This window comes from Tardibacter chloracetimidivorans (assembly GCF_001890385.1).
Lineage (GTDB): Bacteria > Pseudomonadota > Alphaproteobacteria > Sphingomonadales > Sphingomonadaceae > Tardibacter > Tardibacter chloracetimidivorans.
Window position 1 is genome coordinate 1,415,891 of the sequence record NZ_CP018221.1, and the last position, 25,723, is coordinate 1,441,613.

The 25,723-nt window shown below is 64.6% G+C and carries 25 protein-coding genes and 1 tRNA gene; 15 read left to right on the plus strand and 11 right to left on the minus strand.

Features of this window, described 5'->3' with window-relative positions; genetic code table 11:
* Window positions 1-36 precede the first annotated feature (36 nt).
* Genes BSL82_RS07380 through BSL82_RS07390 form a run of 3 tightly spaced genes read right to left on the minus strand, consistent with a single transcriptional unit; the run spans window position 37 to window position 2,671 of the window.
* Window positions 37-585, minus strand: a complete 549-nt coding sequence (locus BSL82_RS07380; RefSeq protein WP_083579096.1) for a DUF2497 domain-containing protein — start codon at window positions 583-585, stop codon at window positions 37-39.
* Window positions 586-610: 25 nt separating this feature from the next.
* Window positions 611-2,050: a TolC family outer membrane protein gene (locus tag BSL82_RS07385; RefSeq protein WP_226998662.1), complete on the minus strand. Its 1,440-nt coding sequence runs from the start codon at window positions 2,048-2,050 to the stop codon at window positions 611-613.
* A 3-nt stretch (window positions 2,051-2,053) separates the two neighbouring features.
* The gene (locus tag BSL82_RS07390) at window positions 2,054-2,671 is read right to left on the minus strand and encodes a protein-L-isoaspartate O-methyltransferase family protein (RefSeq protein WP_158010740.1); all 618 of its coding nucleotides are present in this window, start codon (window positions 2,669-2,671) and stop codon (window positions 2,054-2,056) included.
* 242 nt (window positions 2,672-2,913) lie between these two features.
* Here BSL82_RS07390 and BSL82_RS07395 point away from each other — a divergent pair, with 242 nt between their 5' ends.
* From BSL82_RS07395 to BSL82_RS07425, 7 genes are all read left to right on the plus strand, one after another.
* The gene (locus BSL82_RS07395; RefSeq protein ID WP_072596703.1) at window positions 2,914-3,816 is read left to right on the plus strand and encodes a LysR family transcriptional regulator; all 903 of its coding nucleotides are present in this window, start codon (window positions 2,914-2,916) and stop codon (window positions 3,814-3,816) included.
* Window positions 3,817-3,913: 97 nt separating this feature from the next.
* Window positions 3,914-4,366, plus strand: coding sequence for a formate dehydrogenase subunit gamma (locus BSL82_RS07400; protein ID WP_072596704.1), 453 nt, complete (start codon window positions 3,914-3,916; stop codon window positions 4,364-4,366).
* On the plus strand, window positions 4,363-5,949 hold the full coding sequence (locus tag BSL82_RS07405) for an NADH-ubiquinone oxidoreductase-F iron-sulfur binding region domain-containing protein (RefSeq protein WP_072596705.1): 1,587 nt from the start codon (window positions 4,363-4,365) through the stop codon (window positions 5,947-5,949). The genes BSL82_RS07400 and BSL82_RS07405 overlap by 4 nt, the downstream gene beginning before the upstream one ends.
* Window positions 5,946-8,792 carry a formate dehydrogenase subunit alpha gene (gene fdhF / locus BSL82_RS07410; protein WP_072596706.1) on the plus strand — a complete coding sequence of 949 codons (2,847 nt, stop codon included), beginning with the start codon at window positions 5,946-5,948 and terminating at the stop codon, window positions 8,790-8,792. The genes BSL82_RS07405 and fdhF overlap by 4 nt, the downstream gene beginning before the upstream one ends.
* Before the next feature lie 10 nt (window positions 8,793-8,802).
* Window positions 8,803-9,036, plus strand: coding sequence for a formate dehydrogenase subunit delta (locus tag BSL82_RS07415; protein WP_072596707.1), 234 nt, complete (start codon window positions 8,803-8,805; stop codon window positions 9,034-9,036).
* Complete coding sequence (gene fdhD, locus BSL82_RS07420) at window positions 9,033-9,857, plus strand: formate dehydrogenase accessory sulfurtransferase FdhD (protein WP_083579098.1); 825 nt, start codon at window positions 9,033-9,035, stop codon at window positions 9,855-9,857. The genes BSL82_RS07415 and fdhD overlap by 4 nt, the downstream gene beginning before the upstream one ends.
* A gap of 187 nt (window positions 9,858-10,044) precedes the next feature.
* Window positions 10,045-10,118 (plus strand) — tRNA-Cys (locus BSL82_RS07425).
* Between the two features lie 242 nt (window positions 10,119-10,360).
* On the opposite strand, the gene BSL82_RS07430 is transcribed toward BSL82_RS07425, so the two are convergent.
* On the minus strand, window positions 10,361-10,774 hold the full coding sequence (locus BSL82_RS07430) for a nuclear transport factor 2 family protein (RefSeq protein WP_335743904.1): 414 nt from the start codon (window positions 10,772-10,774) through the stop codon (window positions 10,361-10,363).
* A 104-nt stretch (window positions 10,775-10,878) separates the two neighbouring features.
* Here BSL82_RS07430 and BSL82_RS07435 point away from each other — a divergent pair, with 104 nt between their 5' ends.
* From BSL82_RS07435 to BSL82_RS07445, 3 genes are all read left to right on the plus strand, one after another.
* On the plus strand, window positions 10,879-11,406 hold the full coding sequence (locus tag BSL82_RS07435; protein WP_072596708.1) for a VOC family protein: 528 nt from the start codon (window positions 10,879-10,881) through the stop codon (window positions 11,404-11,406).
* 7 nt (window positions 11,407-11,413) lie between these two features.
* The gene (locus BSL82_RS07440) at window positions 11,414-11,767 is read left to right on the plus strand and encodes a Rieske (2Fe-2S) protein (RefSeq protein ID WP_072596709.1); all 354 of its coding nucleotides are present in this window, start codon (window positions 11,414-11,416) and stop codon (window positions 11,765-11,767) included.
* A gap of 85 nt (window positions 11,768-11,852) precedes the next feature.
* A complete protein-coding gene (locus BSL82_RS07445) occupies window positions 11,853-12,281 on the plus strand; it encodes a nuclear transport factor 2 family protein (protein WP_072596710.1) in 429 nt (142 codons plus the stop codon).
* 75 nt (window positions 12,282-12,356) lie between these two features.
* Here BSL82_RS07445 and BSL82_RS07450 read toward each other — a convergent pair whose 3' ends face one another.
* Entirely contained in the window at window positions 12,357-13,403 is a 1,047-nt protein-coding gene (locus BSL82_RS07450) for a TonB-dependent receptor (protein ID WP_226998663.1), read from the minus strand.
* 23 nt (window positions 13,404-13,426) lie between these two features.
* Here BSL82_RS07450 and BSL82_RS07455 point away from each other — a divergent pair, with 23 nt between their 5' ends.
* Entirely contained in the window at window positions 13,427-14,449 is a 1,023-nt protein-coding gene (locus BSL82_RS07455; RefSeq protein WP_048575010.1) for an IS1595 family transposase, read from the plus strand.
* On the opposite strand, the gene BSL82_RS07460 is transcribed toward BSL82_RS07455, so the two are convergent.
* Both BSL82_RS07460 and BSL82_RS19935 read right to left on the minus strand, forming a co-directional pair.
* Window positions 14,430-15,956 carry a TonB-dependent receptor gene (locus BSL82_RS07460; protein WP_072596711.1) on the minus strand — a complete coding sequence of 509 codons (1,527 nt, stop codon included), beginning with the start codon at window positions 15,954-15,956 and terminating at the stop codon, window positions 14,430-14,432. The two genes, BSL82_RS07455 and BSL82_RS07460, sit on opposite strands and share 20 nt — an antisense overlap.
* A gap of 98 nt (window positions 15,957-16,054) precedes the next feature.
* Window positions 16,055-17,001, minus strand: a protein-coding gene (locus BSL82_RS19935; RefSeq protein ID WP_158010658.1) for an IS630 family transposase whose coding sequence is annotated in 2 segments (ribosomal slippage) — window positions 16,055-16,653 and window positions 16,653-17,001 — 948 coding nt in all. Because the reading frame shifts where the segments join, the coding sequence is not laid out codon by codon here.
* A gap of 165 nt (window positions 17,002-17,166) precedes the next feature.
* Between BSL82_RS19935 and BSL82_RS07475 the strand changes: the two genes are divergently transcribed.
* The gene (locus BSL82_RS07475; protein WP_072596712.1) at window positions 17,167-18,177 is read left to right on the plus strand and encodes an NADP-dependent oxidoreductase; all 1,011 of its coding nucleotides are present in this window, start codon (window positions 17,167-17,169) and stop codon (window positions 18,175-18,177) included.
* Window positions 18,177-18,980: a ThuA domain-containing protein gene (locus tag BSL82_RS07480; RefSeq protein ID WP_072596713.1), complete on the plus strand. Its 804-nt coding sequence runs from the start codon at window positions 18,177-18,179 to the stop codon at window positions 18,978-18,980. Before BSL82_RS07475 ends, BSL82_RS07480 begins: the two co-directional genes overlap by 1 nt.
* Here the strand turns inward: BSL82_RS07480 and BSL82_RS07485 are convergent.
* Both BSL82_RS07485 and BSL82_RS07490 read right to left on the minus strand, forming a co-directional pair.
* On the minus strand, window positions 18,970-19,734 hold the full coding sequence (locus tag BSL82_RS07485) for an SDR family NAD(P)-dependent oxidoreductase (RefSeq protein ID WP_072596714.1): 765 nt from the start codon (window positions 19,732-19,734) through the stop codon (window positions 18,970-18,972). The two genes, BSL82_RS07480 and BSL82_RS07485, sit on opposite strands and share 11 nt — an antisense overlap.
* A 74-nt stretch (window positions 19,735-19,808) precedes the next feature.
* Window positions 19,809-22,151 (minus strand): TonB-dependent receptor, encoded by a 2,343-nt coding sequence (locus BSL82_RS07490; RefSeq protein ID WP_072596715.1) that lies wholly within the window; start codon window positions 22,149-22,151, stop codon window positions 19,809-19,811.
* A gap of 149 nt (window positions 22,152-22,300) precedes the next feature.
* On the opposite strand from BSL82_RS07490, the gene BSL82_RS07495 reads away from it, so the two are divergent.
* Window positions 22,301-23,314: an NADP-dependent oxidoreductase gene (locus BSL82_RS07495; RefSeq protein ID WP_072596716.1), complete on the plus strand. Its 1,014-nt coding sequence runs from the start codon at window positions 22,301-22,303 to the stop codon at window positions 23,312-23,314.
* 34 nt (window positions 23,315-23,348) lie between these two features.
* On the opposite strand, the gene BSL82_RS07500 is transcribed toward BSL82_RS07495, so the two are convergent.
* Together BSL82_RS07500 and BSL82_RS07505 are read right to left on the minus strand one after the other, a co-directional pair.
* On the minus strand, window positions 23,349-23,843 hold the full coding sequence (locus BSL82_RS07500; protein ID WP_072596717.1) for a VOC family protein: 495 nt from the start codon (window positions 23,841-23,843) through the stop codon (window positions 23,349-23,351).
* A 17-nt stretch (window positions 23,844-23,860) separates the two neighbouring features.
* The gene (locus BSL82_RS07505) at window positions 23,861-24,628 is read right to left on the minus strand and encodes an SDR family NAD(P)-dependent oxidoreductase (RefSeq protein WP_226998664.1); all 768 of its coding nucleotides are present in this window, start codon (window positions 24,626-24,628) and stop codon (window positions 23,861-23,863) included.
* Between the two features lie 131 nt (window positions 24,629-24,759).
* On the opposite strand from BSL82_RS07505, the gene BSL82_RS07510 reads away from it, so the two are divergent.
* Window positions 24,760-25,566, plus strand: a complete 807-nt coding sequence (locus BSL82_RS07510) for an SDR family NAD(P)-dependent oxidoreductase (protein ID WP_072596719.1) — start codon at window positions 24,760-24,762, stop codon at window positions 25,564-25,566.
* Window positions 25,567-25,723 lie beyond the last annotated feature (157 nt).

Consider the following 25,723-nt stretch of genomic DNA (forward strand, 5'->3'; position numbering starts at 1 on the left):
CGCCAAGATAATGGACATGCGCCGGTTAGGGAAGGCCTAGCGCCCCTTGCCGGTCAGCCGGGCGATCTCTCGCGAGACGACCTCGTCGACGATATCGGGCAGGTTCCTGTCCAGCCAGTCCTTCAGCATCGGCCGAAGCATCTCGCGGACCAGCCCCTCCAGCGTTACCGAACCCGATTCCGGACCGGCCATCGCGCTGGACAGCGCCTTGAGCCGCTCGGCCGTGGCCGAGGCCGTCGCATCGGATACTATTGCCGGGTCCTCCGCCGGGGCTTCGCCTCCGGCCACGTCGGTAAGCTCCAGCACCTCTTCCTCGGGCGCGCCCGGCTCCGCCGTTTCCTCAGGGACGGGAGGAATGTCGATTTCCTGCCGCGCGGCTTCGAAATGCGCCTCGAAGCTGGCGGTCCCGGCAGCGTCGGCACCATCGGGCGTGGGAGATTCGGACCCTGAGTCCGGCGCTTCGCTGTTACGGCCGCCTGTCTTGCGCGGCGTCAGACGTCCAGCCGGAGCGGGATCGTCCGCAATGATCCGGCGGATCGATGCGAGTATCTCCTCCATCGTCGGTTCACCGCGCGAATCCGCCATAACGCTCCCTCTTCCGGCCCAGATCCTATTCAGCGGTCGGGCCAACCGTCCTCGTCGCCTGCGGCTTCGGGGGCTCGCCCGTCCGCCAATCGGAAATGCTGTTTCTCACCCGACGGTAGTTGGCGTCGGGATCATAAAGCGCCCCGCCTTCCAACCCCAGGTCCCGCGCCTCCGCCTTTCCGATCGCCGCGAGCAAGGCAAAACCCGCCACATATTCATCGCGCTTTGCGGTCACCAAGGCAACCTGGCTGTTGAGCAGTTCCTGCTCGGCGTTGAGCACGTCCAGAACGTCCCGCGTGCCCACGGAATTTTCCGCCCGCACGCCTTCCAGCGCCAGCGTGTTCGCCGAAACGGCGGCCTCGGACGATTCCTTCACCGCGCGCGCGGTCTGCAGATTGGCGAAGGAGGCGCGGGCCTGATTGACCACGAACCGCTCGGTCAGCACCATATTTTCCAGCGCCTGCGACTGTTGCGCCTGGGCCTGGCGGACGCGCGACGCCACGGCCCCGCCCTGGTAAAGCGGAATGCGCGCCGTCAGCCCGGCCCGGCTGCTCTTCTGCACATTGTCGACGGGCGCGCCGGGCAGGCCCACCGCATCGTCCAACGTGTTGAGATAATTGTCATAGCTGGCGCCCACTGTGCCGGACACCGTGGGCAGCCGATCGGCCTTGGACGTGTGCACCGTATAGAAGGCCGCGCGTTCGGTCGCCTTCGCCGCAAGAATGTCCGGGTTGTTTTCAAGCGCGACATCGACGGCCTGGGTGGCCGTGGGCGGCAGGGCCGGCAGCGGCGGCGGTGGCTCCAGCTCCTGCGGAAGCGTCCCGACGACGCGCAGATAATTCTCGCGCGCGACGATCAAATCGCCCTGCGCCGCGGTTAGCGAGCTTTGCGCGCCCGCTAGCCGCGCTTCGGACTGGGCCACATCGGTGCGGGTGAGATCGCCCACCTCGAACCGGTCCCGCGTCGCCTGAAGGTTGGTGCCGAGCACCTTCACCTGATTTTCGTTCAGCTCGACGACCTGTTCCGCCCTTATGACTTCCAGATAGGCCGAGACGACGTCGACGAAGGTTTCCGCCTCGATCGCGCGCAGGTCCGCCCGCCCGGCCTCGACGCGGCTTTCAGCGGAACGGATTGCCGATCCCACGCGACCGCCCTGAAAAAGCGGAATGTCGATGTCGCCGTTCACCGTCAGCGACCGGCCGCCGGAATCGAGCCGCCCCAGTCCCCGGAAGCTTTGCGTCAGGCCCGTCGTCACCGAAAAGGTGGGCCGGCCCAGCGCCTTGGCCTGCGGGACGCCCTCGTCCAGCGCCCTCAGCCCCGCGCGCGCGCCGGTAAGCGACGGATTGCTGCGATAGGCCTGGTCCAGCGCCTCCCTGAGGGTGTCGGCTGACGCGGCCGGGGTGAATGCAGCTGCCAGCAGGGCCGCACCGGCGAGCATTTTCAGTTTCGTTCGCATGCGCTGCATGGCTCAGAACTGGAAGGCCCGGGCGCGGGCAAAGCCGGGCAACCGTTCGGCCGCCGGCGCATCCGCGAACTCCGTCAAGCCGAAGGCGTCGCCCGAACGCACGCCAACGGCGGCGCGTCCGACACCCATCGCGTCGATATGGACCGTCGCCAGCTTTCCGCCCTCGCGCAGCTGCCTGACGATCGCTTGCGGGATTTCCTCGACCGCTCCGTCGATGAGGATGAAGTCGAACGGCGCATGTTTCTTGACGCCGCCCTCAAGCTCACCCTCTACAACCTGCGCGCTCTTCCCCAGCAGCGCGCGCGCACGCGAAGCGAGATCGGCATCTGATTCCAGCATCGTCACATCCAGCCCCATGGCCGCGAGAACCGCTGCCGAATAGCCGGTTGTCCCGCCGATCACTAGCGCCTTCCCGCCTCCGGAAAGCCCGGCCTTTTCCAGCAGCTTGCCAAGCACGTCCGGCGGCAGCAGCGCCCTGCCCTTGCCCGCCGACGTCGTCCGGTCGGCATAGGCGACGGGCCGGCAACCGGGATCGACGAAATCCTCCCGCGCGACTGAATCGATGGCGGAAAGGACCTCGGGCGCGTTCACTCCCGACGTGCGAAGCTGGCTCACGATCATAGCCGCCCGCATCGCTTCAAAGCTCGGATTGTCCACAACAACACTTTCTGGCCGCGACCACTGACGAGGAACGCGCCGTGCGGCGCTGAACAGCCGCCCGCCACGTCCGCACCGGCTTTATCGTCCAAACTTGCGGTTGACCAGAGACTTGCAAGGCCGCACGGGCTCGCCACCGAACTCCTCATCGCCCAGGTCGGATGATGCGTCATTTACACCACAAGCTCTTGCCATAAGATGTTGTGATGCAGACACGCCTCGTCGAATATTTCCTGTCCCTAGAACGCGAAGGTCATTTCGCGCGGGCCGCGGCGCGCTGCAACGTGTCGCAACCCACGCTTTCGGCAGGCATCGCCACGCTGGAGGCGCAGCTTGGCAAGCGGCTGATCCGGCGCGACCCCAAATATGCCGGGCTGACGGACGAGGGCGTGGCGATACTGCCCTGGGCGCGGCAGCTGATCGCTGCGGCCGAGGCGCTGGGGCAGGCCGCCGAAACCGCGCGCGGGCCGTTGAAGGGCGAACTGCGGCTGGGAGCGATCCCCGCCGCCATGCCCGTGATCGGCCGTCTTGCCGAAGCGATGCTGGCGCGCCATGCGGGACTGAACGTCTCGGTGCGCGCGCTGACCTCTCGCCAGATCGAACGCGAACTCGCGGCATTCGAGCTGGACGCCGGCCTCACCTATCTGGACTTCGAGCCGCCCGCCCACGCCTTGTCCGTTCCCTTATATGTAGAGCGCTCCATGCTGATAAGCGCGGTGGACGGCGTCCCCATACCGGAGCTGCTCGACTGGGCCGATCTTGCCCGGTTGCCGCTTTGCCTGCTGCATCAGGGGATGCAGAACCGCCGTATCCTCGATGCACGGCTGGCCGAGCGCGGGCTGGCGCTCCGGCCGCGCGTCACGGCCGACAGCTATCTCGCCCTGCTCGGGCTGGTGCAGCAGGGGCGTCTCTGCTCGATCATACCCGACAGCCATGCGACCCTGCTGAACGGCCTCAGCTGGGCAGCGACCCGATCCCTGCCCGAAATGGGAGAAGGAAGCCGCGTGGGCATCATCGTGTCCGACAGCACACCCATGGGTCCGCTGGCGCAGGCGGTGCTTGGCGTCGCGCGCGAACTGCGCCTGCCGCCCGGCTTTTGCGCTGCCTGATAGATTTTCTCTATCAAGCATTGCCAGCTTCGATTTGACCGCAAGAGCACACGCCTGCACCATGTTTCGCTGACATTGGCCGACGATGGCGGGTTGAATGCACGAGTTTATCAGCACCTGGGTTGCGCGCCATGGCGCCACGCGCGACAAACTGCTGCCCCTTCTTCATGCGCTGCAGGAGGAAGTCGGCCATGTCGATGACACCCTTGTTCCGGCAATCGCCGAAAGCCTCAATCTATCGCGTGCGGATGTGCACGGGGTCATCACCTTCTATCATGATTTCCGCCGCCAACCGGCAGGCCGCCATGTCGTGAAGCTGTGCCGCGCGGAAAGCTGTCAGGCGCGCGGCGGCGCTGCGATGGAGGAAGCGGCGGCTGAACGGCTGGGGGTTCGAATGGGCGAGACGCGCGGTGACGGACAGATCAGCCTTGAGCCCGTCTATTGCCTGGGCCTCTGCGCGATCGGTCCCAATGCGCTTGTCGACGGCCGCCCTGTCGCGCGGATTGACGACGCGGCGCTGGAGCGCATCGCATCGCAGGTGGCGGCATGACGCGCGTGTTTGTCAGCCGCGACATGGCCTCGGTCGCACTTGGAGCCGATGCGCTTGCGCGGGCCTTGTCCGACATGGGATGCGAGGTTGTGCGCACCGGGTCGCGCGGCTTGTTTTCCGTAGAACCGCTCGTTGAGGTGGAGTCCGAGGACGGCCGCATCGGCTATGGTCCGGTTCAGCCGGAAGACGTGGCCGCGGTGCTGGACGGCACGCACCCGAACCGGCTGGGGCGGGTCGAGGCACTGCCCTTCTTTGCCGGGCAGCAACGGTTCACCTTCGCGCGTTGCGGAATCGTCGATCCGCTGAGCATGGCGGACTATGCCGCGCATGACGGCTGGAAGGGACTGGAGGCGGCGCGCGCGCAATCGCCGCAGCAGGTCGTCGACGCGGTCAAGGCGAGCGGGCTGCGCGGGCGCGGCGGCGCAGGCTTTCCGACCGGGATCAAGTGGCAGACCGTGCTCGATGCGCCGGGCAGCCCCAAATATATCGTCTGCAATGCCGATGAGGGCGACAGCGGCACCTTTGCGGATCGCATGCTGATGGAGGGCGATCCTTTCTGCCTGATCGAGGGGATGGCGATCGCGGCCCATGCCGTCGGCGCGACGCATGGCTATATCTACATCCGCAGCGAATATCCCTTTGCGATAGATACGATGCGAGAAGCCATCGGGCTGTCGGCCGAGCGCATCGTGCCCTTCACGCTGGAGGTGCGCGTCGGCGCGGGCGCTTATGTCTGCGGAGAGGAAACCGCGCTGCTCGACAGCATCGAGGGCAAACGCGGACAGGTGCGCGCCAAGCCGCCGCTTCCCGCATTGCAGGGACTGTTCGGCAAGCCGACCGTCATCAACAATGTGCTGAGCCTCGCGGCCGTGCCCTTCATCCTTGCCGAGGGGGCGGATGCCTATGCCGCCGTCGGCTTCGGGCGTTCCCGCGGCACCATGCCGGTGCAGCTTGCGGGCAATGTAAAGCACGGCGGCCTTTATGAGATCGGCTTCGGCATTACGCTTGGCGCACTGGTGAACGACATCGGCGGCGGTGCGGCGAGCGGCCGCCCGGTGCGCGCGGTCCAGGTCGGCGGGCCGCTGGGCGCATATTTCCCGCCCTCCATGTTCCATCTGCCGTTCGATTATGAGGCCTTCGCGCAGGCGGGCGGGCTGATCGGCCATGCCGGGATCACCGTGTTCGACGACAGCGTCGACATGGCGCAGATGGCGCGCTTCGCCATGGAGTTCTGCGCGGTCGAAAGCTGCGGCAAATGCACGCCATGCCGTATCGGATCGACACGCGGCGTGGAGATCATGGACCGGATCGTGGCAGCGCGCCACGTCACGCCCGTCGGGATGGAGCAGGCCGGCTCCGGATATCTGGGCGAGGCGCTCTATTCCCGCGCGCCATCGCGCATCGATATCTCGATCGAGGGGCAGACGGCGCTGTTGCGCGACCTTTGCGATACGATGAAACACGGCTCGCTGTGCGCTTTGGGCGGCTTCACGCCCTATCCGGTGCTGAGCGCGCTCGACCATTTTCCCGAGGATTTCGGTGCGCCGGCGCCGGTCAGACAAGCGGCGGAGCAGGACGCATGACCTTCACGCGCGAAACCGATCACGGCACCCCTCCCGTCATTGCCGGCGGCAAGACCGTGAGCCTGACGATCGACGGCCAGAACGTCACCCTGCCGGAGGGGACCAGCATCATGCGCGCCGCCTCGCTGCTGGGCGGTTCGATCCCCAAGCTGTGCGCCACCGACAGCGTCGAGAGCTTCGGTTCCTGCCGTCTCTGCCTGGTCGAGGTGGAAGGGCGCAACGGCTACCCCGCATCCTGCACCACGCCGGTCGCCGAAGGCATGGTCGTCCGCACACAGACGGAGCGGCTCAAGAAGTTGCGGCGCGGCGTGATGGAACTTTATATTTCCGACCATCCACTCGACTGCCTGACCTGCGCGGCCAATGGCGATTGCGAATTGCAGGATCAGGCGGGGGCGGTGGGCCTGCGCGACGTGCGCTACGGCTATGACGGCGCGACCAACATGGGGCAGGCGAAGGACCAGTCGAACCCCTATTTCGACTTCGATCCGTCCAAGTGCATCGTCTGTTCGCGCTGCGTGCGCGCGTGCGAGGAAGTGCAGGGAACGTTCGCCCTCACGATCGAGAACAAGGGCTTCGAGTCCAAGGTGTCCGCCTCGCAGGGGCAGGACTTCCTCTCGTCCGAATGCGTGTCCTGTGGGGCCTGTGTTCAGGCCTGCCCCACCGCCAGCCTGATCGAGAAGAAGGTGGTGGAGACCGGCACGCCCGACCGCGCCGTCGTCACCACCTGCGCCTATTGCGGCGTCGGCTGCACCTTCCGCGCGGAGATGCGGGGCGAGGAACTGGTGCGCATGGTGCCGTGGAAGGAAGGCAAGGCCAATCGCGGGCATAGCTGCGTCAAGGGCCGCTTCGCCTGGGGCTATGCCCAGCATCAGGATCGCATCCTGAACCCGATGATCCGGGCGAGCGTGACGGAACCCTGGCGCGAGGTGTCATGGGAGGAAGCGATCGCCCACACCGCCAGCGAGTTCCGCCGCATCCAGGCGAAATACGGCACGCGCGCGGTCGGCGGCATCACCTCCAGCCGCTGCACGAATGAAGAGACTTTTCTGGTTCAGAAGCTGATACGCCAGGGCTTCGGCAACAATAATGTCGATACCTGCGCGCGCGTCTGCCACTCGCCCACCGGCTATGGGCTGAAGACCACCTTCGGAACGTCGGCCGGCACGCAGGATTTCGACAGCGTCAGCCAGGCGGACGTTATCCTTGTCATCGGCGCAAACCCCACCGATGGCCATCCGGTCTTCGCAAGCAGGATGAAAAGGCGTCTGCGCGAGGGCGCGAAGCTGATCGTCATCGATCCGCGACGCATCGACCTGGTGAAATCGCCGCATGTCGGGGCGGAACATCATTTGCCGCTTCGGCCGGGCACCAACGTCGCGGTGCTGACCGCAATGGCGCATGTGATCGTCACCGAGCGGCTGTATGATGAAGCCTTCATCCGCGAGCGCTGCGACTGGGACGAGTTTCAGGATTGGGCGGATTTCGTCTCCGAACCGGCGCGTTCGCCCGAAGCGGTCGAACCGCTGACCGGCCTCGCCCCTGAGGACGTGCGCGCCGCTGCGCAGCTCTATGCGACCGGCGGCAATGGGGCCATCTATTATGGACTTGGAGTCACCGAGCACAGCCAGGGCTCATCCACCGTCATGGCCATCGCCAACCTTGCGATGGCGACGGGCAATATCGGTCGCGAAGGTGTGGGCGTGAACCCGTTGCGCGGCCAGAACAATGTCCAGGGCGCTTGCGACATGGGAAGTTTCCCCCACGAGCTTTCAGGCTATCGCCACGTCTCCGACGATGGCGCGCGGGCGATGTTCGAAAGCGCCTGGGGCGTGAAGCTCGACCATGAACCGGGCCTTCGTATCCCCAACATGCTGGACGCCGCGACCGAAGGCACGTTCAAGGGCATCTTCATTCAGGGCGAGGATATCCTCCAGTCCGATCCCAACACCCATCACGTCGCCGCGGGGCTGGAGGCGATGGAATGCGTGGTGGTGCAGGACCTGTTCCTGAACGAAACCGCCAATTACGCGCATGTCTTCCTTCCCGGCTCCACCTTCCTGGAAAAGGACGGCACCTTCACCAATGCCGAGCGGCGCATACAGCGCGTGCGCAAGGTGATGTCGCCGCTGAACGGCTATGCAGACTGGGAGGTGGTGCAACTGGTGGCCAATGCGCTGGGCCTCGACTGGAGCTACACGCATCCGTCGCAGATCATGGACGAGATCGCGGCGCTGACGCCGACCTTTGCCGGTGTCCATTACGACCGGCTGGAGGAGGAAGGCTCGCTCCAGTGGCCGGCGAACGAGGCGGCTCCGGACGGCACGCCGACAATGCATGTCGACGGCTTCGTGCGCGGTAAGGGCAAGTTCGTCGTCACCGATTATGTGCCGACCGACGAAAAGACCGGACCGCGCTTCCCGCTGCTGCTCACCACGGGACGCATCCTCAGCCACTATAATGTCGGCGCGCAGACCCGCCGCACCGCCAACACCGCATGGCACCCGGAGGACCGGCTGGAGATCCACCCCGCCGATGCTGAAAACCGGGGAATCAAGGACAACGACTGGATATGCCTGCGCAGTCGCGCGGGCGAGACGACGCTGCGCGCGCTCATCACCGAGCGGGTCGCGCCGGGTGTGGTCTACACCACATTCCACCATCCCGAGACGCAGGCGAACGTCATCACGACCGACTATTCGGACTGGGCCACCAACTGCCCCGAGTACAAGGTGACCGCGGTGCAGGTAAGCCTCTCCAACGGCCCCAGCGACTGGCAGCAGGATTATGCCGAGCAGGCGCGCCGGAGCCGCCGCATTGCGCCTCTGGAAGCAGCCGAATAGGATCGCTGCCATGAGCGACGAGAATGAAGTCATGTCGACCGGCGACCGGTTGATCTACATGGCGAACCAGATTGCGCGTAATCTGGCGGCTGAGGGCGAGGCCGAGGCGGTGGCCGCGACCGCGCGGCATATCGCCAGCTTCTGGGATCCCCGCATGCGCGCGCGGATCGCCGGCCTGATCGTTGAAAAGCCGGCTGCGTTTTCGCCCATCGCCGCCGCCGCGGTCCGCCGGATCACCCCTTGAACGATTCAGCCAGGCAGGAAGCGGCGCTTGCGCCACTGCCCTTCACCCGGCTGACCCCTGACGGCGCGAGCCGGCCGATCGACCGTGAACTGGCCGAGGAGGTGCCGGTCGCGATCGAGTTCAACGGCATCGGCTATGCCGTGCTGATGGCGACCCCGCAGAACCTCGACGATCTGGTGCTGGGCTTTGCCTTGTCGGAGCGGCTGTCAGGGCCGGAGGATACGCCCTTCGACGTCGACATCCATCGCACCCCGCAAGGAATGGTCGCACGGGCGAATCTGCCCCCCGAGCGGACGGGCGCGCTTCTGGAGCGGGTGCGCCACCGGGCGACCGACTCCTCCTGCGGCCTGTGCGGCATCGAGAATCTGGAACAGGCGAGCCGGCCGCTGCCGCCTGTCACTGCACGATCGCGCGCGGACCGCACGGCCGTCTTCCGTGCGCTGGCCATGCTGGGCGATTACCAGCCGCTCAACGCCGCGACCGGTGCAGCCCATGCCGCCGGCTGGGCGGGGGCCGACGGCGCGATCCGGCTGGTGCGCGAGGATGTCGGCCGGCACAATGCGTTCGACAAGCTGATCGGCGCGATGCGGCGGGCGGGCGCGGACTGGAGCGGCGGCTTTGCGCTGTTGTCTTCGCGCTGCTCCTATGAACTGGTGGAAAAGGCGGCGCTGTCGAACTGCCCGCTGCTCGTCACCATATCAGCGCCGACGCGGTTGGCCGCCGAGCGCGCCAAGGCCGTGGCGTTGCCGCTCGTCGTCCTCGCCCGCCCAGACGCGCTGCTGAGCCAGGGCTGGGAAGAAGACACGTCCGTCGAGACTTGAGGCTGTGAGCCGCGTCCGAATGCCCCTCCGCCTCGCCCATCGGCGGCAGAGGTGTTTAATGGGCTTGATGAAACACCCTCCGGCGGCTAAGCGGCATCGTCCTTTGAACGCCAATGCGCAAACTCAGAGGATTTCGAGTGCAAACTCGGCAGGTTGAAACTGAAAGACCACATGGTTTCAACGGGATGGCCCGATGGCGGAGTGGTTACGCAGAGGACTGCAAATCCTTGCACGCCGGTTCGATTCCGGCTCGGGCCTCCACCTAACTTCAACTTAAATTATTGTTCAATCTATTATATTTGTACCACACCCAAGCCACCGTTCCCTCACTGCATCCCTCATCAGTTAGCGAGACCAGTTCATAGGGACAGTCGCTGGGTCAACCCGCACATGGCGGGCAGCTCCGCCGCTCTTCATCCACGGCTCTGGCTTCGAGGGTCTGGTTCCGGACGCCGACGGCGGCGTCACGATCGATCGGCTGGATTGACTGCTGGGTGCGTCGTTCAGCCGGCGGTCGTCTGCTTTGCCGCGCACGCCGCCACGACCGGCGCGGGATCGTAATAGAATGGCTTGATCTCGCAAAGCTTGCCATCGCGGAAACGGAACATCTCGCAGATTTCGGCCGGCGCAAGCGACGGATCGGCAAAACGGATCGACAGGATCGTGACCGCATAGTCGCCACCCACCGTCGTCTGCACACGGTCCAGACCCGCCGCGTCCATTATCGTGAAGACCTTGGTGTAAAGCTCCTTCAGCGCACCCTTGCCGCGATAGACGCCCGCCATCGGCAGCGAGTCCGCCTCGCTCACCACGAAGTCGTCGGTCAGCATGGTTTCGATGCGATCCCAGTCCCCCGCGCCCGTCGCGGCGTAGAGGTCGTCGACAAACGCTTCGATCTCGCTTGCAGTCATGCCCATCATGATCCTCCCTTTGCTTGGCCCGTTCTCGCGCAAACACGCGCGTTGTGGACCTAGTGCAATGGCTAGCGACCCTGCGATCGCGACTGCGCTATGCAGGCACGATGAGGTCAGTGGTTCGTCAGATCGCCTATTTCTGCGCCGATGTGCGCGACGCCGCGGTCGCCCATCACCGCCGCTTCGGCTCCGGCCCCTATTTCGTCGCCGACAACATCCCCCTCGCCCGATCGGTGCATCGCGGGCAGGAACGCCCGTTCGATCACAGCTCGGCCTATGGCCAGTGGGGCGACGTGATGATTGAGTTCGTGCAGCAGAACAACGCCGGACCCTCTGCCTTTCGCGACATGTATCCCGAAGGATCGGGGCGCTGGGGGCTGCACCACACCGCCATCTGGGTCGAGGACGTCGACGCCGAAGCGGCGCGTCTCGCCGGCGAGGGCTTCCCCCTGGCGCAGCGGGCGGAGATGACCGACGGCTTCGTCTTCGCCTTCGTCGACACCGCCGCCGCCTATGGCCATATGCTGGAACTCTATGCCCCGGTCCCGGCACTGACCGGCTTCTACGCAATGGTCAGGCAGGCGGCGGACCGCTATCAGGGCGGTGATGTACTCACCACCATAACGATGACATAGGACGATCGTGAGCGAGACATGGCACCCGCTGGTTCCCGAGGCGGAATTTCCTGAAGACGGCAAGCTGGCGACGCGGGTCGGCGGCTGGTTCGTTCTGGCGGCGCGAACCGACGACGGCTTCCACGCCGTCAACGACCGCTGCACGCATCAGGCGGCGCTGCTGTCGGGCGGGCGTATCCGGCGCGGCGCGATCATGTGCCCGTTGCACGGCGCGCGGTTCGAGGTCGCGACCGGCCGCTGCATCGGCGCGGCCTATCCCGACCTTCGCACCTTTCCCGTGCGCGTGAACGGCGACGGCATGATCGAGGTCGCGGTGCCCGATGCCCCGCCCGGAATGGACGAGCTTCCGGTCACGCTCTGAAGGCCCCTCTCCCAAGCCATAGTTGGCCGGCCGGACGATGCGGCTAGTCTCGGCTTCCACGACCAAACACTGAGGAGATGATGCCATGCCCTTTACCGGACCCGCCGAGGATCGCCTCGCCATTCGCGACCTGCTCGACGCCTATGCCGACGCGGTGACGCGCTGCGACGTGAACAACTGGGGCGCGACCTGGGCGGAGGATGCCGAGTGGTCGCTGCCCGACTATCCGGAGATCGGCACCACCAGGGGTCGCGAGGCGATCATCGCCATGTGGGTCGAGGCGATGAAGCAATATCCCGGCATCATGTTCGAGGCCTGGCCGGGTTCGATCGAGATCGAGGGCGAGCGCGCGACCGTGCGCAGCTATTCGTCGGAAGTGTACGATCAGGACGGCGTCACCAAGCGCGACCGGGGCGTCTATGACGATGAATGCGTGAAGGTGGACGGGCGCTGGCTCTTCAAGCGCCGGACCTTCCGCAACATCCATCGCCAGCAAGGCCCCAGCGGCGTCTGAACCGCTGCTTCGACAGAAGCGGGCATTAAAAAAGGCGGGGATCGCTCCCCGCCTTTTTCGCATCTGGCCCGAAGGTCAGAAGCGCTTGGTGAACTCGACCTTCACGGTACGCGGCAGCGTGCCGAAGCCCAGCTGATCCGCCCGGACGCCGGCCGGCGTGCCGGTTCCGGAGCCCGTGCCGGGCCCATCGACGACGCCCGTCACATAGAACTCATTGGTCAGGTTCTTGCCGATCAGGGCGATCTGCCAATTGTCGTCCTCGGCACCGAAGCGGATGCCGGCATCGAGCGTCGTGTAGCTGTCCTGCCGGGACAGCGGATTACCGAAACCCGAGGCCAGATACGAGTCGCTGTAGCGGACATTGGCGTTGAGGCCGATCTTGAAGCGGTCGCTGACCGGCGTTTCGTAGAACACACCGATCGCGCCTGTCCATTCCGGCGCCACCGACAAGGGCGCGCCCGAAAGATCCTGCCGCGAGTCGATGGCCGAGAGGGTGATGTTGCAACCCTGCGCCGGGGTCTGGCCCGCGTAGCACGGTCCCTGCGGGAAGCTATCATACTTCGCGTCGGTGTAGTTGAGGGATCCGGTGATGTTCAGCCCGGGCACGCCGCGTGGCGCGAATTCGAACTCAAGCTCCACACCCTTGGTGTTGGCGTCCGCCGTCAACGTCTGGAAGGCAAAGATCGGCGCGTTGAAGAAGTCGACCTGGAAGTCCTTATAGTCATAGGTGAAGAGGACAAGGTTGGCACGCAACTGGTTTTCGAGCAGTGTCGCCTTGACACCGGCCTCGAACCCCTCGGCGGTCTCGGGATTGAAGGTCAGGTCGTTGAAGGGGTCGCTTGAAAAGGCGGAGTTGATGCCGCCGTTCGAGAAACCGCCCGACTTGTACGCCGTCTTGTACGACCCGAACAGCATCAGGTCGTCGGCCGGCTTCCACGTCAGCGTCGCTTCGGGCGAGAAATCCTTGAACGTCTGGTCGGCGGTGATGACGCCCAGCCCGTCGGCGGCATTGGCCGGACGGAAGATGAAGGCGTGCCTATCCGCTTGACGCATACACCCACTACATCTAGTGGCTGCCTTGTGGCGCGCGCCTGACTTTTCCTGCGGCTTGGTGCCACCCAAAGCGGTTGTAAAGGGTGGGGATTGTGGACGTTCTTGACCGCGACAAGCTGCCGTTCCCGAAATCCCTCCCCGAGTTCCAGCGGCTTTTCCCGGATGATGGCGCTTGCGCGTCCTGGCTTGAAAAAGCTCGCTGGCCTGATGGATTTGCGTGCCCACGCTGTGGCGTCGTCGGCGATCCGTTTCGTTTCACCACTCGGCCTGTCATCCTGATGTGCCGCTCGTGTCGCCGTCAGACCGGCCTGATGGTCGGCACGGCCATGGAACGAAGCCACATCCCGCTCAGCGTGTGGTTCTGGGCCGCTTACCTGGTTGCGAGTCAGACGACCGGCATATCTGCCGTCCAGTTGCAGCGCCAGCTTGGCCTGACCCGGTACGAGACGGCCTTTGGCCTGCTCCATAAACTGCGCGCCGCGATGGTGCGCCCCGATCAGGATCGGATCGGCGGGCAGAGCGGTCAGCATGTCGAGGTCGATGAGACCTGGATCGGCGGGCGAACGCGCGGCGAAGGCCGGGGAACCCACCACAAAACGCTGGTGGTCGCCGCCGTCGAAGTTCGTCACCGGGAGCCTGGCACTGGCCAGGACCGCCGCCGGAACGGACGCTATGCCGGAAGGGTTCGATTGGCCATCGGTGCAGACCGCAGTGCCGGTGCCCTTGGTGGCTTTGTACAGAGCGCGGTCGAGCCGGGAACGCTGGTCATCACCGATGATTGGAGCGGCTATAGCGGGTTGCAGGGCGGCGGTTACGACCATCACGCCATCGCCCAGTGTGGCGACCCGGAGGTGTCCGAAGAGTTCCTGCCCATCGTCCATCTGGTGTTCTCAAACCTCAAAGCGTGGCTCAACGGCATCCACCACGGCGTCAGCACCAAGCATCTGCAAGCCTACCTCAACGAGTTCACTTTCCGCTTCAATCGCCGCTTCTACCCGTTCAACGCCTTCCGATCCCTCCTCGGGATCGCCAGTGATATCGAGGCGCCGACCTTTGCCGAACTCTACTCAGGCCAATGGACCCACCATACCATATCTAGTGGGTGTATGCCTTAAGCGGATAGGCACGGATGAAGGTAAGCGCGGGATTCACATAGGGCTGCGAGAAGCTGCTGTCCTTCGTCTCATGCGTGTACCGACCACCGGCGGAAAGCTCGAGGCCAGGGATGATCTCATAGTTCAGCTGACCGAATATAGCCAAGGTTTCGCCAGTGGTGTCGCTGATCTTGGATGATGCGGCATAGATCAGACCGGCGGGTGCGGCCGAGTTGCGAACACCACCATAATAACCATATTGCTCAAAGTCGCGCCTGGTGTGCTGGTAAAGGCCACCGATCATGAAGTTGAACGGGCCATCAAACGCCGATCGCAGGCGAAGCTCCTGCGAATAGGCTTCCCAACTCGCGTTTTCCGTCGCCCAGGTCGGCGTTGCATCGCTCGTCTGGAAATCGCACACGCAGGCCCACTGGTTGCGGTTCCACTGGTAGTTGGTGACGCTCGACAGGACGAGCGTATCCAGATCATATTCGACTTCGCCATTGACCGCCCAGGACTTGTAGCGATTGTAGGGCTCGCCGTTCGGGCGGGCGAACAGCGACGCCTGCGCCAGTTCCACCGGGAAGTTGTTCTGGTGCGTGACGAAGTCCTTGGCACAAGGAAATCCGGTGAGCTGGCTGATCCCGTCCGCGCGCCCGCACGCGAAGGCGACATAGTTCCAGCTGTTGTTGAGCGTGTCGTTCCAGTCATAGGTCGTCTTGATCGTGGCGGTCAGCCGATCCTGCGGCTTCCACTGCAGCGTCATCCGCGCGAGGATCTCCTCCTCCTGCGGCATCGGGCTTGCGACCGGCGTCGACACGAGAGTTTCCGGATCGCCGCCCGTTGCCACGTCGATCGTGGTGTAGCCGCGATTCACCGAGACGTTGTCGTAATAGCCGCCATCCATCTTCGAGTAACGGACGGCGAGACGCAGGCCCAGCTGGTCGGACAGCGGACCGGAGACGATGCCCTCGATCTGATATTGCTCGGCCTTGAACTCGTATCCGGCAGTCGCGCGGCCTTCCCATTCGGGCGTCGGATCGTTGGTGCTGAGCGAGATCACGCCGGCCGTCGCGTTCTTTCCGAAGAACAGCGCCTGCGGGCCCTTCAGCACTTCGACGCGCTCGAGGTCGAAGAAGCCTTCCTGGATGACGCGGCCCTGCCCGTAATAGGCGCCATCGACAATCACCGCGACCGATTGCTCGATGCCGATCGACGTGGAGGACGAGCCGACGCCGCGCAGCGTGATCTGCGCGGCCGAGCCGTTGGAGGCGCGACCGACATTGAGGTTGGGAGTCGCGGCGGCGATCTTCTCGATGCTGGTGATGTCGCGCTGCTGGATCACCGCTTCGGATAGCGCCGTCACGGCGACGGGCACGTCCTGAAGGCTTTCCTCGCGCTTACGAGCGGTGACGAGGATGTCCTCAAGCCCGCCGACGGGTTCAGGCGCCTGAGCGAACGCAGGGTCGCACAGCAGCGACAGGCCTACCGCACTGGTAGCCAGCAGAAACGCTTTTGATCGAAGCATATTCCATCCTCTCCTGAAATTGTCGTTTTGTTAGATGCCCTTGATAGCGCGGAACAACTGCCCTGCCGCCCTCACCAAAGGTCTAGAGCGGTTTCCGATCATGCTGCATCGTATCCGCAGGCGGTGAAATAGTTGGCGCATTCTTGCGGGGTGTAGAGGTCGAGGATGCGGCCGATAGCGGTCCAGAGGCCGTGGATAGTGCGTTCGGCGGCTTTGCGCAGGTGCGCTTTGAGCTTCGAGAATGCTTTTTCGATCGGATTGAAGTCGGGGCTGTAGGGCGGGAGGAACAGGAGCGTTGCGCCCGCCGCCTCGATGGCCTCGCGCACCTCGGCGCCCTTATGGCTCGACAGATTGTCCATGACGACGATGTCGCCGGGGACGATCTCGGGGACGAGCACCTGGGTGATATAAGCGGTGAAGGCGTCGCGGTTAATTGGCCCGTCGAGCACCATCGGCGCGACCATGCCCGTGTTCCTGAGGCCTGCCACGAACGTCGTCGTCTTCCAGTGTCCGTGCGGAACGCCCGCGCGCAGCCGCTCGCCCTTGCGGCAGCGACCGTGGCGGCGCGCCATGTTCGTGCTGGCCCAGGTCTCGTCGATGAAGATCAGTCGGTCGGGGTCGAGATCGACCTGGCTCTCGAACCAGTCCCAGCGGCGGGCGAGGATGTCGGGCCGGTCCTGTTCGGTGGCGTGCGCGGTCTTTTTTTACGCGTGATCCCGTGCCGGTCGAAGAACCGCCACAAGGTACCGATCCCCACCGACACACCGTGCCCGCGCAGCATCGCCATCAACTCTTCGAGCGTCATGTCGGGCGTCTCGGCAATGGCGGCCCGGATGAGATCGCCGTGCGCCTCGATCCGCGCCGAACGGCGGTCGCCGCCCTGCGGGCGCGGTGCTACCGAGCCCTTGGCAAGCAGCCTTTGCCGCCACCGGATTGCGCTCGACACGCTGATCCCGAACCGCGCCGCCGCAGCACGGCACGACAAGCCGTCTTCGACCGCCGCCAAAACACGCTCGCGCAAATCCACAGACAAGGCTCGACCCATCCCATGCCGACCTCCTCACCGGCAAATCGGATGAATCAGAAAATATGCCGCTTGGGAATCCCTCGCGATTCAATCAGCTCGGAAACCGCTCTAGCCCTCTCCAAAATAATAGGTGCGGCGACTGCATCCGGGACCGCACGCTGCGAGCGCCCCTCAGGAGAGATCATGACGATTAATTACTTCTGGCAACTCGACAGGCATCCGGTCGGCCATGCCTTTGTCGACGCGCTGAGCCTGCGCACCGAAACGCTGGCCCCGCTGCGGCCGGGCGAGGTGCGCATTCGCGCCGACTGGCTGTCGATGGATTCAGGCACCCGCATGTGGATGAGCCCGCGCACCGACGGTTATCAGCCGCCCCTGCCGCTTGGGTCCAAGATGGTCGGCCTCGCGCTCGGTCGCGTGGTCGAGAGCCGCGATCCGCGTTTCGAAGATGGGACGCTGGTGCGCGGCTTCGGCCAATGGGCGACCTACTCGACCATGCTGCCGGATACGGCGGGAATGGTAGCGCTGGACGAAAGCGTCGCCGACCCGCGCGAACATATCGGCGCGCTCGGCATGAACGGCTGGACCGCGCTGGTGGGCGTGCGCGAGGTCGCGGCGGTGAAGCCGGGCGAATGGCTCGCCGTGTCGGCGGCGGCGGGTGCGACCGGCAGCCTTGCCTGCCAGATCGGTCACAACCTCGGCGCACGCGTGATCGGCATCGCCGGTGGCCCTGAAAAACGGCAGTGGCTGCTGGACGAACTCGGCTGCGACGTCGCGATCGATTATCGCAACGAGGATGTCGCGGCGGTCCTCGCCGGGATCGACGGAGGCGTGAACGCCTATTTCGACAATGTCGGCGGCCCGCTGCTCGACGCAATGCTGCCCAACATGGCGCATTACGGCCGTGTCGCGATCTGCGGCCTGGTCGCGGGCTATGCTGCAGACAAGCCGCTGCCCGGCCCTGCCCGCTTCGACCAGATCCTGATGCGGCGGCTGCGCGTCGAGGGCTTCTTCATTCCCGATTTCCTGCATCGCGGCCCTGAACTGAGCGAGCAGCTCCGCGCCTGGCTGGACGCGGGCCGCCTGGCGATGCGGTTCGACGAGACTGTGGGTCTGGAGAATGTCCTTGACGCCTATGGGCGGATGCTGAGCGGCGGCAACATCGGCAAGGTGATCGTCAGGCTGGCCCCCTGATGCCGATCATCCGCCATCATGCGCCGATCAACTGCCTGGTGGCGGTGCGCGGTCATCCGTTCGACCGCACCGCCTTCGACGCGGTCTTCCAGGCGATGGACGGGATCGCCGCGACGATGGTTGACCAGCCAGCCGCCGCGCGGCTGATGAACCCTGAAGGGATGCGCGGCTTCGACGCGCTGGTGCTGTACGACATGCCCGGCCTCGATTTCGAGGCGGCCGACGATGCGCCGGCCTATGTCGACCCGCCCGATGCGCTGCGCACGGGCTTTCGCCAGCTGCTGGAGCAGGGCACGGGCATTGTCGCGCTTCACCATTCGATCGCCGGCTGGCCGAGTTGGCCCGAATATGGCGAATGGCTGGGCGGTCGTTTCCTCTATCATCCCGGGCAGGTACGGGAGCGCGACTGGCCCGACAGCGGCTATGCGCATGATGTGACACACGATGTGGAGGTGCTGGTCGATCATCCGGTGACCGCCGGGCTGCCGCCGCGCTTCACACTCACCGACGAGCTGTATCTCTGCCCCGTGTTCGAGGCGGAGGTGGCGCCCCTGCTGCGATCGTCGGCGACGTTCACGCGCGACCATTTCTGGTCGGCGGAGCTTGCCGTGGCGGGCCGCATGCACGACCGCAGCGGCTGGGACCATCCGATGGGGTCGAGCCTTGTCGGCTGGACGCGGCAGGCGATCAACAGCCGCCTTGTCTATCTCCAGCCGGGCGACGGTCCAGCGGCTTACGACAATCCGCACTACCGCCGGCTGGTGGAAAACGCGATCCGCTGGGTTGCGCGGGCTACTGCGTGATGAGGCCGCCGTCGACGACGAATTCGGTTCCCGTACAATAGCGGCTCTCGTCCGACGCGAGGAACAGGTTCATGTTCGCGACGTCGATCGGCTCACCGAAATAGCCCATCGGTATGCTCGCCGAAATCTGCTCGAAGATTTCCGGATTGTCGTCCATCGCGACCTTCTGGATGTTGGTCATGATCATGCCCGGATGGACGCTGTTGACCCGGATCCTGTCACGGGCGCATTCCAGCGCGACCGCTTTCGAGAAGGAGCGCACGCCGCCCTTTGCCGCCGCATAGGCCGCGCAGCCCTGCACGCCGATCAGCCCCGCGACCGATGAGATGTTGATGATGGAACCGCCCTGCCCCACCTCGCGCATCAGCTTCACCGCGCGCTGCGTGCCGTAATAGACGCTGTTCAGATTGACGTCGTTCTGCCTGATCCATTCCGCATCGGTGAAGTCCGCGATCGCCCGCAGGATGGCGATGCCTGCATTGTTGACGATGACGTCGAGCCGGCCGTGATCACCCGCGATCCATGCGAACACCGCATCCCAGTCGGCGGTGCTGGTGACGTCGTGGCGCATTGCGCTCGCGTTCCCGCCCTTCGCCCGGATGTCCGCCGCGATCCGTTCGACGCCTTCGCCGTCAATGTCGGTGATGAGGACGGTCGCACCTTCTTCCGCGAAGCGTATAGCCGTCGCGCTGCCAAGGCCGGGCACCGACGCGCCTCCCGTCACCAATGCAATCTTCCCCGACAGCCTTCCCATGCGATACTCCTTGTCCAGATTGGTGAGGGCGTCCCGATTGCGGGACGCCCTCAATGCGCTCCCAGCAGGAGAACTCAGAAACGGAAGCCGATCGTCCCGCCGTAGGTGCGCGGTTCCAGCGCCATGCCGAAAGACCATAGCCCGGCCACGGTGAAGGCGTGGGTGGTCGTGCGCTCATCGGTAAGGTTGCGGCCGAACACGCGGACATAGGCGTCGACGTTGTCGAGCGTGAAGTCTACCGTCAGGCTGACGTCGACGAGATCCTGCGTGGTGGTGCGCACGCGCGAATCGTTGCCGTTGACGATGACCGCCGTGGCGTTGCCCGAACCGTCCGTCACTGGGGTGAGTGACGCTGCGGAGAGCTGCTCGTCATAGGGGCTGATATGCCTCCAGCCGACATTCAAGCTGACCCTGCCGAAGCTCGTCGGCAATGAGTAGTCGGCGTTGAGCGAACTTGTGAATTCCGGCGCATAGATGAGATTATTGGCCGAATAGTCGAACGGCACCAGACCCACGCCGCAGCTGTTGGAGGCAACCGGACCGCCCGCATAGGCGCCGCAGGTCACAAAGTCGCGGAAATGCGAGTCCATATAGGCGGCCGAGGCGGTGATCCTGAGCTCCGGCGTGACCCTGAGCGAGGCATCCATCTCGATACCCTTGATGAGCGCGCCGCCCGCAACATTGCCGGTGATCGTCTGGTTGCCCGTCGGACCGCCGGGGACAGTCAGATTCTGCTGCATGTTCTTGTAGTCGGACACATACCCTGCGAGGTTGATGTCCAGCCTGCGGTCGAACAGCGCCAGCTTCGCGCCGATCTCATAAGCGTCCACCGTTTCCGGCTGGAACGGCGTGCTCGCCGTCTCGGCCGTGGCCGCGCGCGGGCTGAACCCGCCGGAGCGATAACCGCGCGACCAGCTCGCGTAGAACATCATATCGCTGTTGGGCCGGTAGTCGATGCCCACCTTCGGCGTGAACTTGCTGAAGCTGGCGTCACCCGATCCCACCGGCACGAACTGATCGGCGCTGACGTTGCTGGGATCGATCAGCCGCCCGCCCGCGAAGCCGTTGCTCAATTTCTTGTTGTCGTGGCTCCAGCGACCGCCGAAGGACAGCCGGAATTTGTCGGCAAACTCCCAGTTGAAGTCGCCGAAGAACGCATAGCTTTCCGTGCGGCCCTCGACATGCTGCGCGTTGGTGTCGAACAGCGTGGGCGGCGTGGTGGGATCGAAACCGAACACACGCGACCATTGAGTAAGGTCATACTTGGAATGAAAATAATAGGCGCCGACCACATAGTCGAACCCTTGGAAGAGATTCCCCGATGCGCGTAGCTCCTGGCTCCACTGGGTGTAGTTCTGGCGCCTATCGACATAGTAAAGGTCGGTAGATGATCCGTCAAAGTCCTGGGTCTGCTTCTCGCGGCTGTGGCGCCATCCTGTAATGGAGGTGAAATTCACAAGGCCGGCATCGTAATTCATCTGCAAGGTGGCATCGGGTGCACGATAGTGGCTTTCCGCGTCATCGCCGAACGTCGTATAGAGATCAGTCGTGTTATTGCGGTTGCACTCGTTCGCCGGCTCGAATGCGCAGAACACCTCGCTGCTGTTGGCGAGGTTGCTGACCACCGGGTCGAAACTCTGCACGACATTTTCAATCGTGAACTGAGCGTCGAAATTCGATCCCGCTGGCTTGAACAGCACGCTTCCGCCATAGGTGTCGCCCTTGCTCCAGCCGGCGTTGACGTTGCGGATGACGTTGTCGTAGAAGCCGTCGGTCTCGTTGTGGAAATAGAAGAGCTTCACGCCCCATGTGTCGCCGTCGCCATAGTTGACGACCGCCTTTCCGCTCCAGGTGTTCCAGCGGCCATAGCTGAACTCGGCCTTTGCCCCCGGCTCCATGGTGGGTTTGGTGCGCGTGATGCTGATGACGCCGCCGATCGTGTTGGCGCCGAACAGCGTGCCCTGCGGCCCGCGCAGCACCTCGATCTGCTCGATATCGAACACATCCTGCAGCTGCCCGGTGTTGGTGCCGATGGTGACGCCGTCCACGACGACGCCGACGGTCGGGGTCTGCGACTTTTCAATATCGGCGTAGGTCAGGCCGCGGATCGATATATTGGCGGCCTGCGCCCCGGAATTCTGCTGCGTGATGAGAAGGCCGGGCGCGGCACCCTGCAAATCGCCGATGTTGACGGCGGCCTTGGCTTCGAGCATCGCGGTGTTGACCGCCGTGATCGCGACGGGTGTCGTCTGCAGCGTTTCCGACCGGCGGCGGGCCGTCACGATAATGTCGCCGTCATTCAACGGTGCTGCGTCGGCGCCCGCCGTTTCATCCTGTGCCAGGGCCGGCATCGCGACGCCGCCGAGCGCGGTCGATGCAAGACAAACAGCGATCAATTTCGCACGAGCAAGTGCCATGTCCTTCTCTCCCACACAGGCCGTCGGCCCGACTTCTTTTTGTGAGATCAGTATGAGAGACGGATGATCACTGCCAAACTGCACTTAGTTACAGGTGCGGCATCATAATCGTCAGTTCACTGTGCAACTGTTGCAGCGAGGACACGAAATTGACTGTTAACCGTCGCTTTCTATTATGTCGCCGGCCACAGGGCGCGCCCGTTCCCGACGACTTCCGGCTGGTCGAGGAGCCCGTTCCGGCGGCGCCCGCCGGCGGTTTCGTGATCCGCAACCATTTTGCCTCGCTCGATCCGGCGCAACGTGGGTGGATGGACGACGTTCCCAGCTACATGCCGCCGATCCCTTTGGGCGACCCGGTGCGCGCGACGACCGTTGGCGTGGTGCACAATTCGGACAATCCCGACTTCGCGCCCGGTCAGTGGGTGCTCGGGCTCAACGCGCTGGAGGACTACTCGGTGGCAATGCCGGGCGGTTTCACCAGCGTCATAGATGTGGCCCATGTCGACTCTCCGTCGCGTTTTCTGTCGGCGATGGGCGCGGTTGGGCTGACGGCCTATTTCGGGCTGCTCGAGGTCGGCAAGCCGCAGCCGGGCGAGACTCTGCTCGTCTCGGGTGCTGCCGGGGCGGTGGGATCGATGGTCGGCCAGATCGGCAAGATCAAGGGCTGCCGCGTCGTCGGCATCGCCGGCGGCGCCGACAAATGCCGGCGGCTGATCGAGCACTATGGTTTCGACGCAGCTATCGATTATCATGGCAGGAGCGTGACCGAGTTGGCGGCGTCAATCGCCCAGGAAGCGCCGCAGGGCGCCGACATCGTGTTCGAGAATGTCGGCGGAGACGTGCTGGACGCCGAGCTGATGAACCTGGCGATGCGGGCGCGCATCGTGCTGTGCGGCCTCATCAGCGAATATAACGCGCCGGAAAAGCACGGCGCCCGCAACCTCTGGCAAGTACTGGTGAAGCGCGCCACCATGACCGGCATGCTGATCGCAGATTATGTGCCGCGATTTGCCGAAGGCGGCGCCGAGATCGCGCGCTGGATGGCCGAGGGGCGGCTGCGCGTCGACGAGGACGTCCAAGTCGGCCTGGAAAACGCCTATGATGCGTTCATGCGGCTGTTCAGCGGCGCGAATACGGGCAAGCTGGTGCTGAAGATCGTGTAATGCGCGACGCCAGGCTGGAGCCGGTGGTCGGCTGTCAGACCCGCTTTATTTCAGGCGAGTCGTGGATTTCCATGATCTCGAAGACATTGCCGAACCAGTCGCGGCAATAGGTGGCGCAATAGCCGGACTTGCTGCCGTCGGCGTTCACCGTGATCGTCGAAAGGTCGGGCGGCGTATGAACGCGGACACCCGCCCCCACCAGCCGTTCGTGACAGGCGGCGATGTCGTCCACCTGAAGCGCGAAATGGGTGTAACCAAAGCGGTTGACGCCCCTGTCCGGGTCCTGCGGCTCCGACCGCGGCTGATGATATTCGAACACCTCGATATGCGTGTTGCCAAGGCGGCACATGAATTGATCCGCCGCGCTGCCCGGCAGGCCGACGACGGCATCGATGAAGGCATCGTCGCGCCAGCTGAGCGGCGGAACCTCCTCCACTCCGCCGAGCAGGTCGATGAAGAAGACCCGCGCCCGCGCGAGATCGGGCACGGAAATGCCGATGTGGTGAATGCCTTGAACGCCCAAGCCCATCGCGTCCTCCTGGATCGTCAGAACTGGACCCGCTTGGTATAGCCGCCGTCGACCACGACGTTGGTGCCGGTGGTGTAGGACGATGCCGGGCTGGCGAGAAACACGATCGTCTTGGCGACCTCCTCCGGCCCGCCCCAGCGGCCCAGCGCGAACTGTGCTTCCGTTGCGTTGTAAAGCTCGGGCATGGCGCCCTTGATCGCTTCCCAGTTGCCGCCGGGGAACTTGATCGGGCCGGGCGACACGCTGTTCACGCGGACGCCCTTCGGGCCGAGCGCCTGGCTCAGCTGTCCGGCATAGACGATGAGCGCGCCCTTCAGTGCATTATAGCCCTGCGGCACGAGGAAGGTTTCAAGCCCCGCGGTCGACGCGATGATGACGACCGAGGCAGCATCGGACTTCTCCAGATACGGCTCCAGCACCTCGACGCCGATCACCGCGCCCATGATGTCGAAGTCCAGCGTCTTATGCCAGTCACCGGTCGCGCCCGCGCCCGAGGTCGAGATCATCGGCACGAAGATGTCGCAGCCGCCGAGCTTCTCCGCCGCCGCGCTTAGCCAGGCGCGATAGGCATCGTGGCCCGCCTCCATGTCGAAGGGCTCGCCGATCACCTTGCCGCCATGCACCGACATGGCATCCGCCGCCTCGGCCACCTGATCGGCGTTGCGCGAGCAGAAGGCGATGTCGGCGCCTTCGGCCGCGAACAGTTCCGCGGTCGCCCGGCCGATGCCGCGGCTCCCGCCCGTCAGAATGACTTTCTTGCCTTTCAGTCCCAAATCCATGGTCATGCTCTCCGGGTATGGCTTCTCACGCTCCTGTCTGAAGGCGCGGGACGGATGCAGCCACTCCTCTTTTGGTCAGGAACAGGAGCGGTGTCGGACATGATAGCCCTGATGGCCTGCACAAGGGAGAATACATCATGGGCCGCTTGCAAGGAAAGTCCGCTGTCGTTCTGGGCGCGTCGGGCGTCGACAACATGGGCCAGTGCATTGCCCGGCGCTTCCTGGCCGAAGGCGCGCGCGTGCTGGTCTCGGGACGCAAGGAAGACGTACTTCGGGATTTCGCGGACGCTCATGGCTGCGAGTGGGCCTCTTGCGACCTGACCGATGAGGCGAGCGTCAACGCGCTGGCGGACACCTCGGCCGGCCGGCTGGGCGGCATCGACATTGCGCTTAACGCCACCGGCTGGGGCTTGCTCAAGCCGTTTCTCGACAATAGCCACGAAGACCTGATGGCGATGACCGCGCTGCAGTTCGTCGGTCCGTTCCACTTCTTCCAGGCCATGATCCGCAAGATGGCGCGCAGCATGGGCGGGCGTGGCGGATCGATACTGACGATCAGTTCGGCGACGGCTACCATCATGCTCGACGACCACGCGGCCTATATGGGCACCAAGGCGGGGATCGATCACGTCATCCGCTGCATCGCCAACGAGTTCGGCGAAGAGGGCATCCGCGCCAACTCGATCTCGCCCGGCCTGACCGACACCCCGATGACAGCGGAGGCGAAGACCGTGCCGGGTGTCTTCGAGGCGTTCCTGCCAGGCTATCCGCTGGGCCGGATCGGCACGTCGGAGGACATTGCGGCGGCGGCGGTGTTCCTCGCCAGCGACGAATGCTTCATGACGGGCGAAAACCTGCAGGTGAACGGCGGTCTGACGCTGCGCCGCAACCCGTCCAAGGCGGAAATCGAGCAGTCAATCGCCCGCGCAGCCAAAGGAGCCTGAATATGGTCGATCAGCTGCCGCTTCGTGCCATCATCATGGTCGCACTCGTGCCGCTTGCACGATCATAGTCGCGATCACCGTCCTGGGGGAGCCAGCGTCCTGGCTGCGCATTGGCGTGCTGTGCTCCGCATGCGCGCTGATCGGATTTGCCGCCACC

Bases quoted from the DNA above. Each gene is read 5' to 3' on its own strand.
- BSL82_RS07480 (WP_072596713.1), top strand. From the start codon at position 18,177: ATGCCGATCATCCGCCATCATGCGCCGATCAACTGCCTGGTGGCGGTG.
- fdhF (WP_072596706.1), top strand. From the start codon at position 5,946: ATGACCTTCACGCGCGAAACCGATCACGGCACCCCTCCCGTCATTGCC.
- BSL82_RS07385 (WP_226998662.1), bottom strand. From the start codon at position 2,050: ATGCAGCGCATGCGAACGAAACTGAAAATGCTCGCCGGTGCGGCCCTG.
- BSL82_RS07435 (WP_072596708.1), top strand. From the start codon at position 10,879: ATGAGGTCAGTGGTTCGTCAGATCGCCTATTTCTGCGCCGATGTGCGC.
- BSL82_RS07400 (WP_072596704.1), top strand. From the start codon at position 3,914: ATGCACGAGTTTATCAGCACCTGGGTTGCGCGCCATGGCGCCACGCGC.
- BSL82_RS07510 (WP_072596719.1), top strand. From the start codon at position 24,760: ATGGGCCGCTTGCAAGGAAAGTCCGCTGTCGTTCTGGGCGCGTCGGGC.
- BSL82_RS07500 (WP_072596717.1), bottom strand. From the start codon at position 23,843: ATGGGCTTGGGCGTTCAAGGCATTCACCACATCGGCATTTCCGTGCCC.
- BSL82_RS07475 (WP_072596712.1), top strand. From the start codon at position 17,167: ATGACGATTAATTACTTCTGGCAACTCGACAGGCATCCGGTCGGCCAT.
- BSL82_RS07460 (WP_072596711.1), bottom strand. From the start codon at position 15,956: ATGCTTCGATCAAAAGCGTTTCTGCTGGCTACCAGTGCGGTAGGCCTG.
- BSL82_RS07415 (WP_072596707.1), top strand. From the start codon at position 8,803: ATGAGCGACGAGAATGAAGTCATGTCGACCGGCGACCGGTTGATCTAC.
- BSL82_RS07395 (WP_072596703.1), top strand. From the start codon at position 2,914: ATGCAGACACGCCTCGTCGAATATTTCCTGTCCCTAGAACGCGAAGGT.
- BSL82_RS07490 (WP_072596715.1), bottom strand. From the start codon at position 22,151: ATGGCACTTGCTCGTGCGAAATTGATCGCTGTTTGTCTTGCATCGACC.
- BSL82_RS07380 (WP_083579096.1), bottom strand. From the start codon at position 585: ATGGCGGATTCGCGCGGTGAACCGACGATGGAGGAGATACTCGCATCG.
- BSL82_RS07405 (WP_072596705.1), top strand. From the start codon at position 4,363: ATGACGCGCGTGTTTGTCAGCCGCGACATGGCCTCGGTCGCACTTGGA.
- BSL82_RS07430 (WP_335743904.1), bottom strand. From the start codon at position 10,774: ATGGGCATGACTGCAAGCGAGATCGAAGCGTTTGTCGACGACCTCTAC.
- BSL82_RS07485 (WP_072596714.1), bottom strand. From the start codon at position 19,734: ATGGGAAGGCTGTCGGGGAAGATTGCATTGGTGACGGGAGGCGCGTCG.
- BSL82_RS07390 (WP_158010740.1), bottom strand. From the start codon at position 2,671: ATGATCGTGAGCCAGCTTCGCACGTCGGGAGTGAACGCGCCCGAGGTC.
- BSL82_RS07445 (WP_072596710.1), top strand. From the start codon at position 11,853: ATGCCCTTTACCGGACCCGCCGAGGATCGCCTCGCCATTCGCGACCTG.
- BSL82_RS07505 (WP_226998664.1), bottom strand. From the start codon at position 24,628: ATGACCATGGATTTGGGACTGAAAGGCAAGAAAGTCATTCTGACGGGC.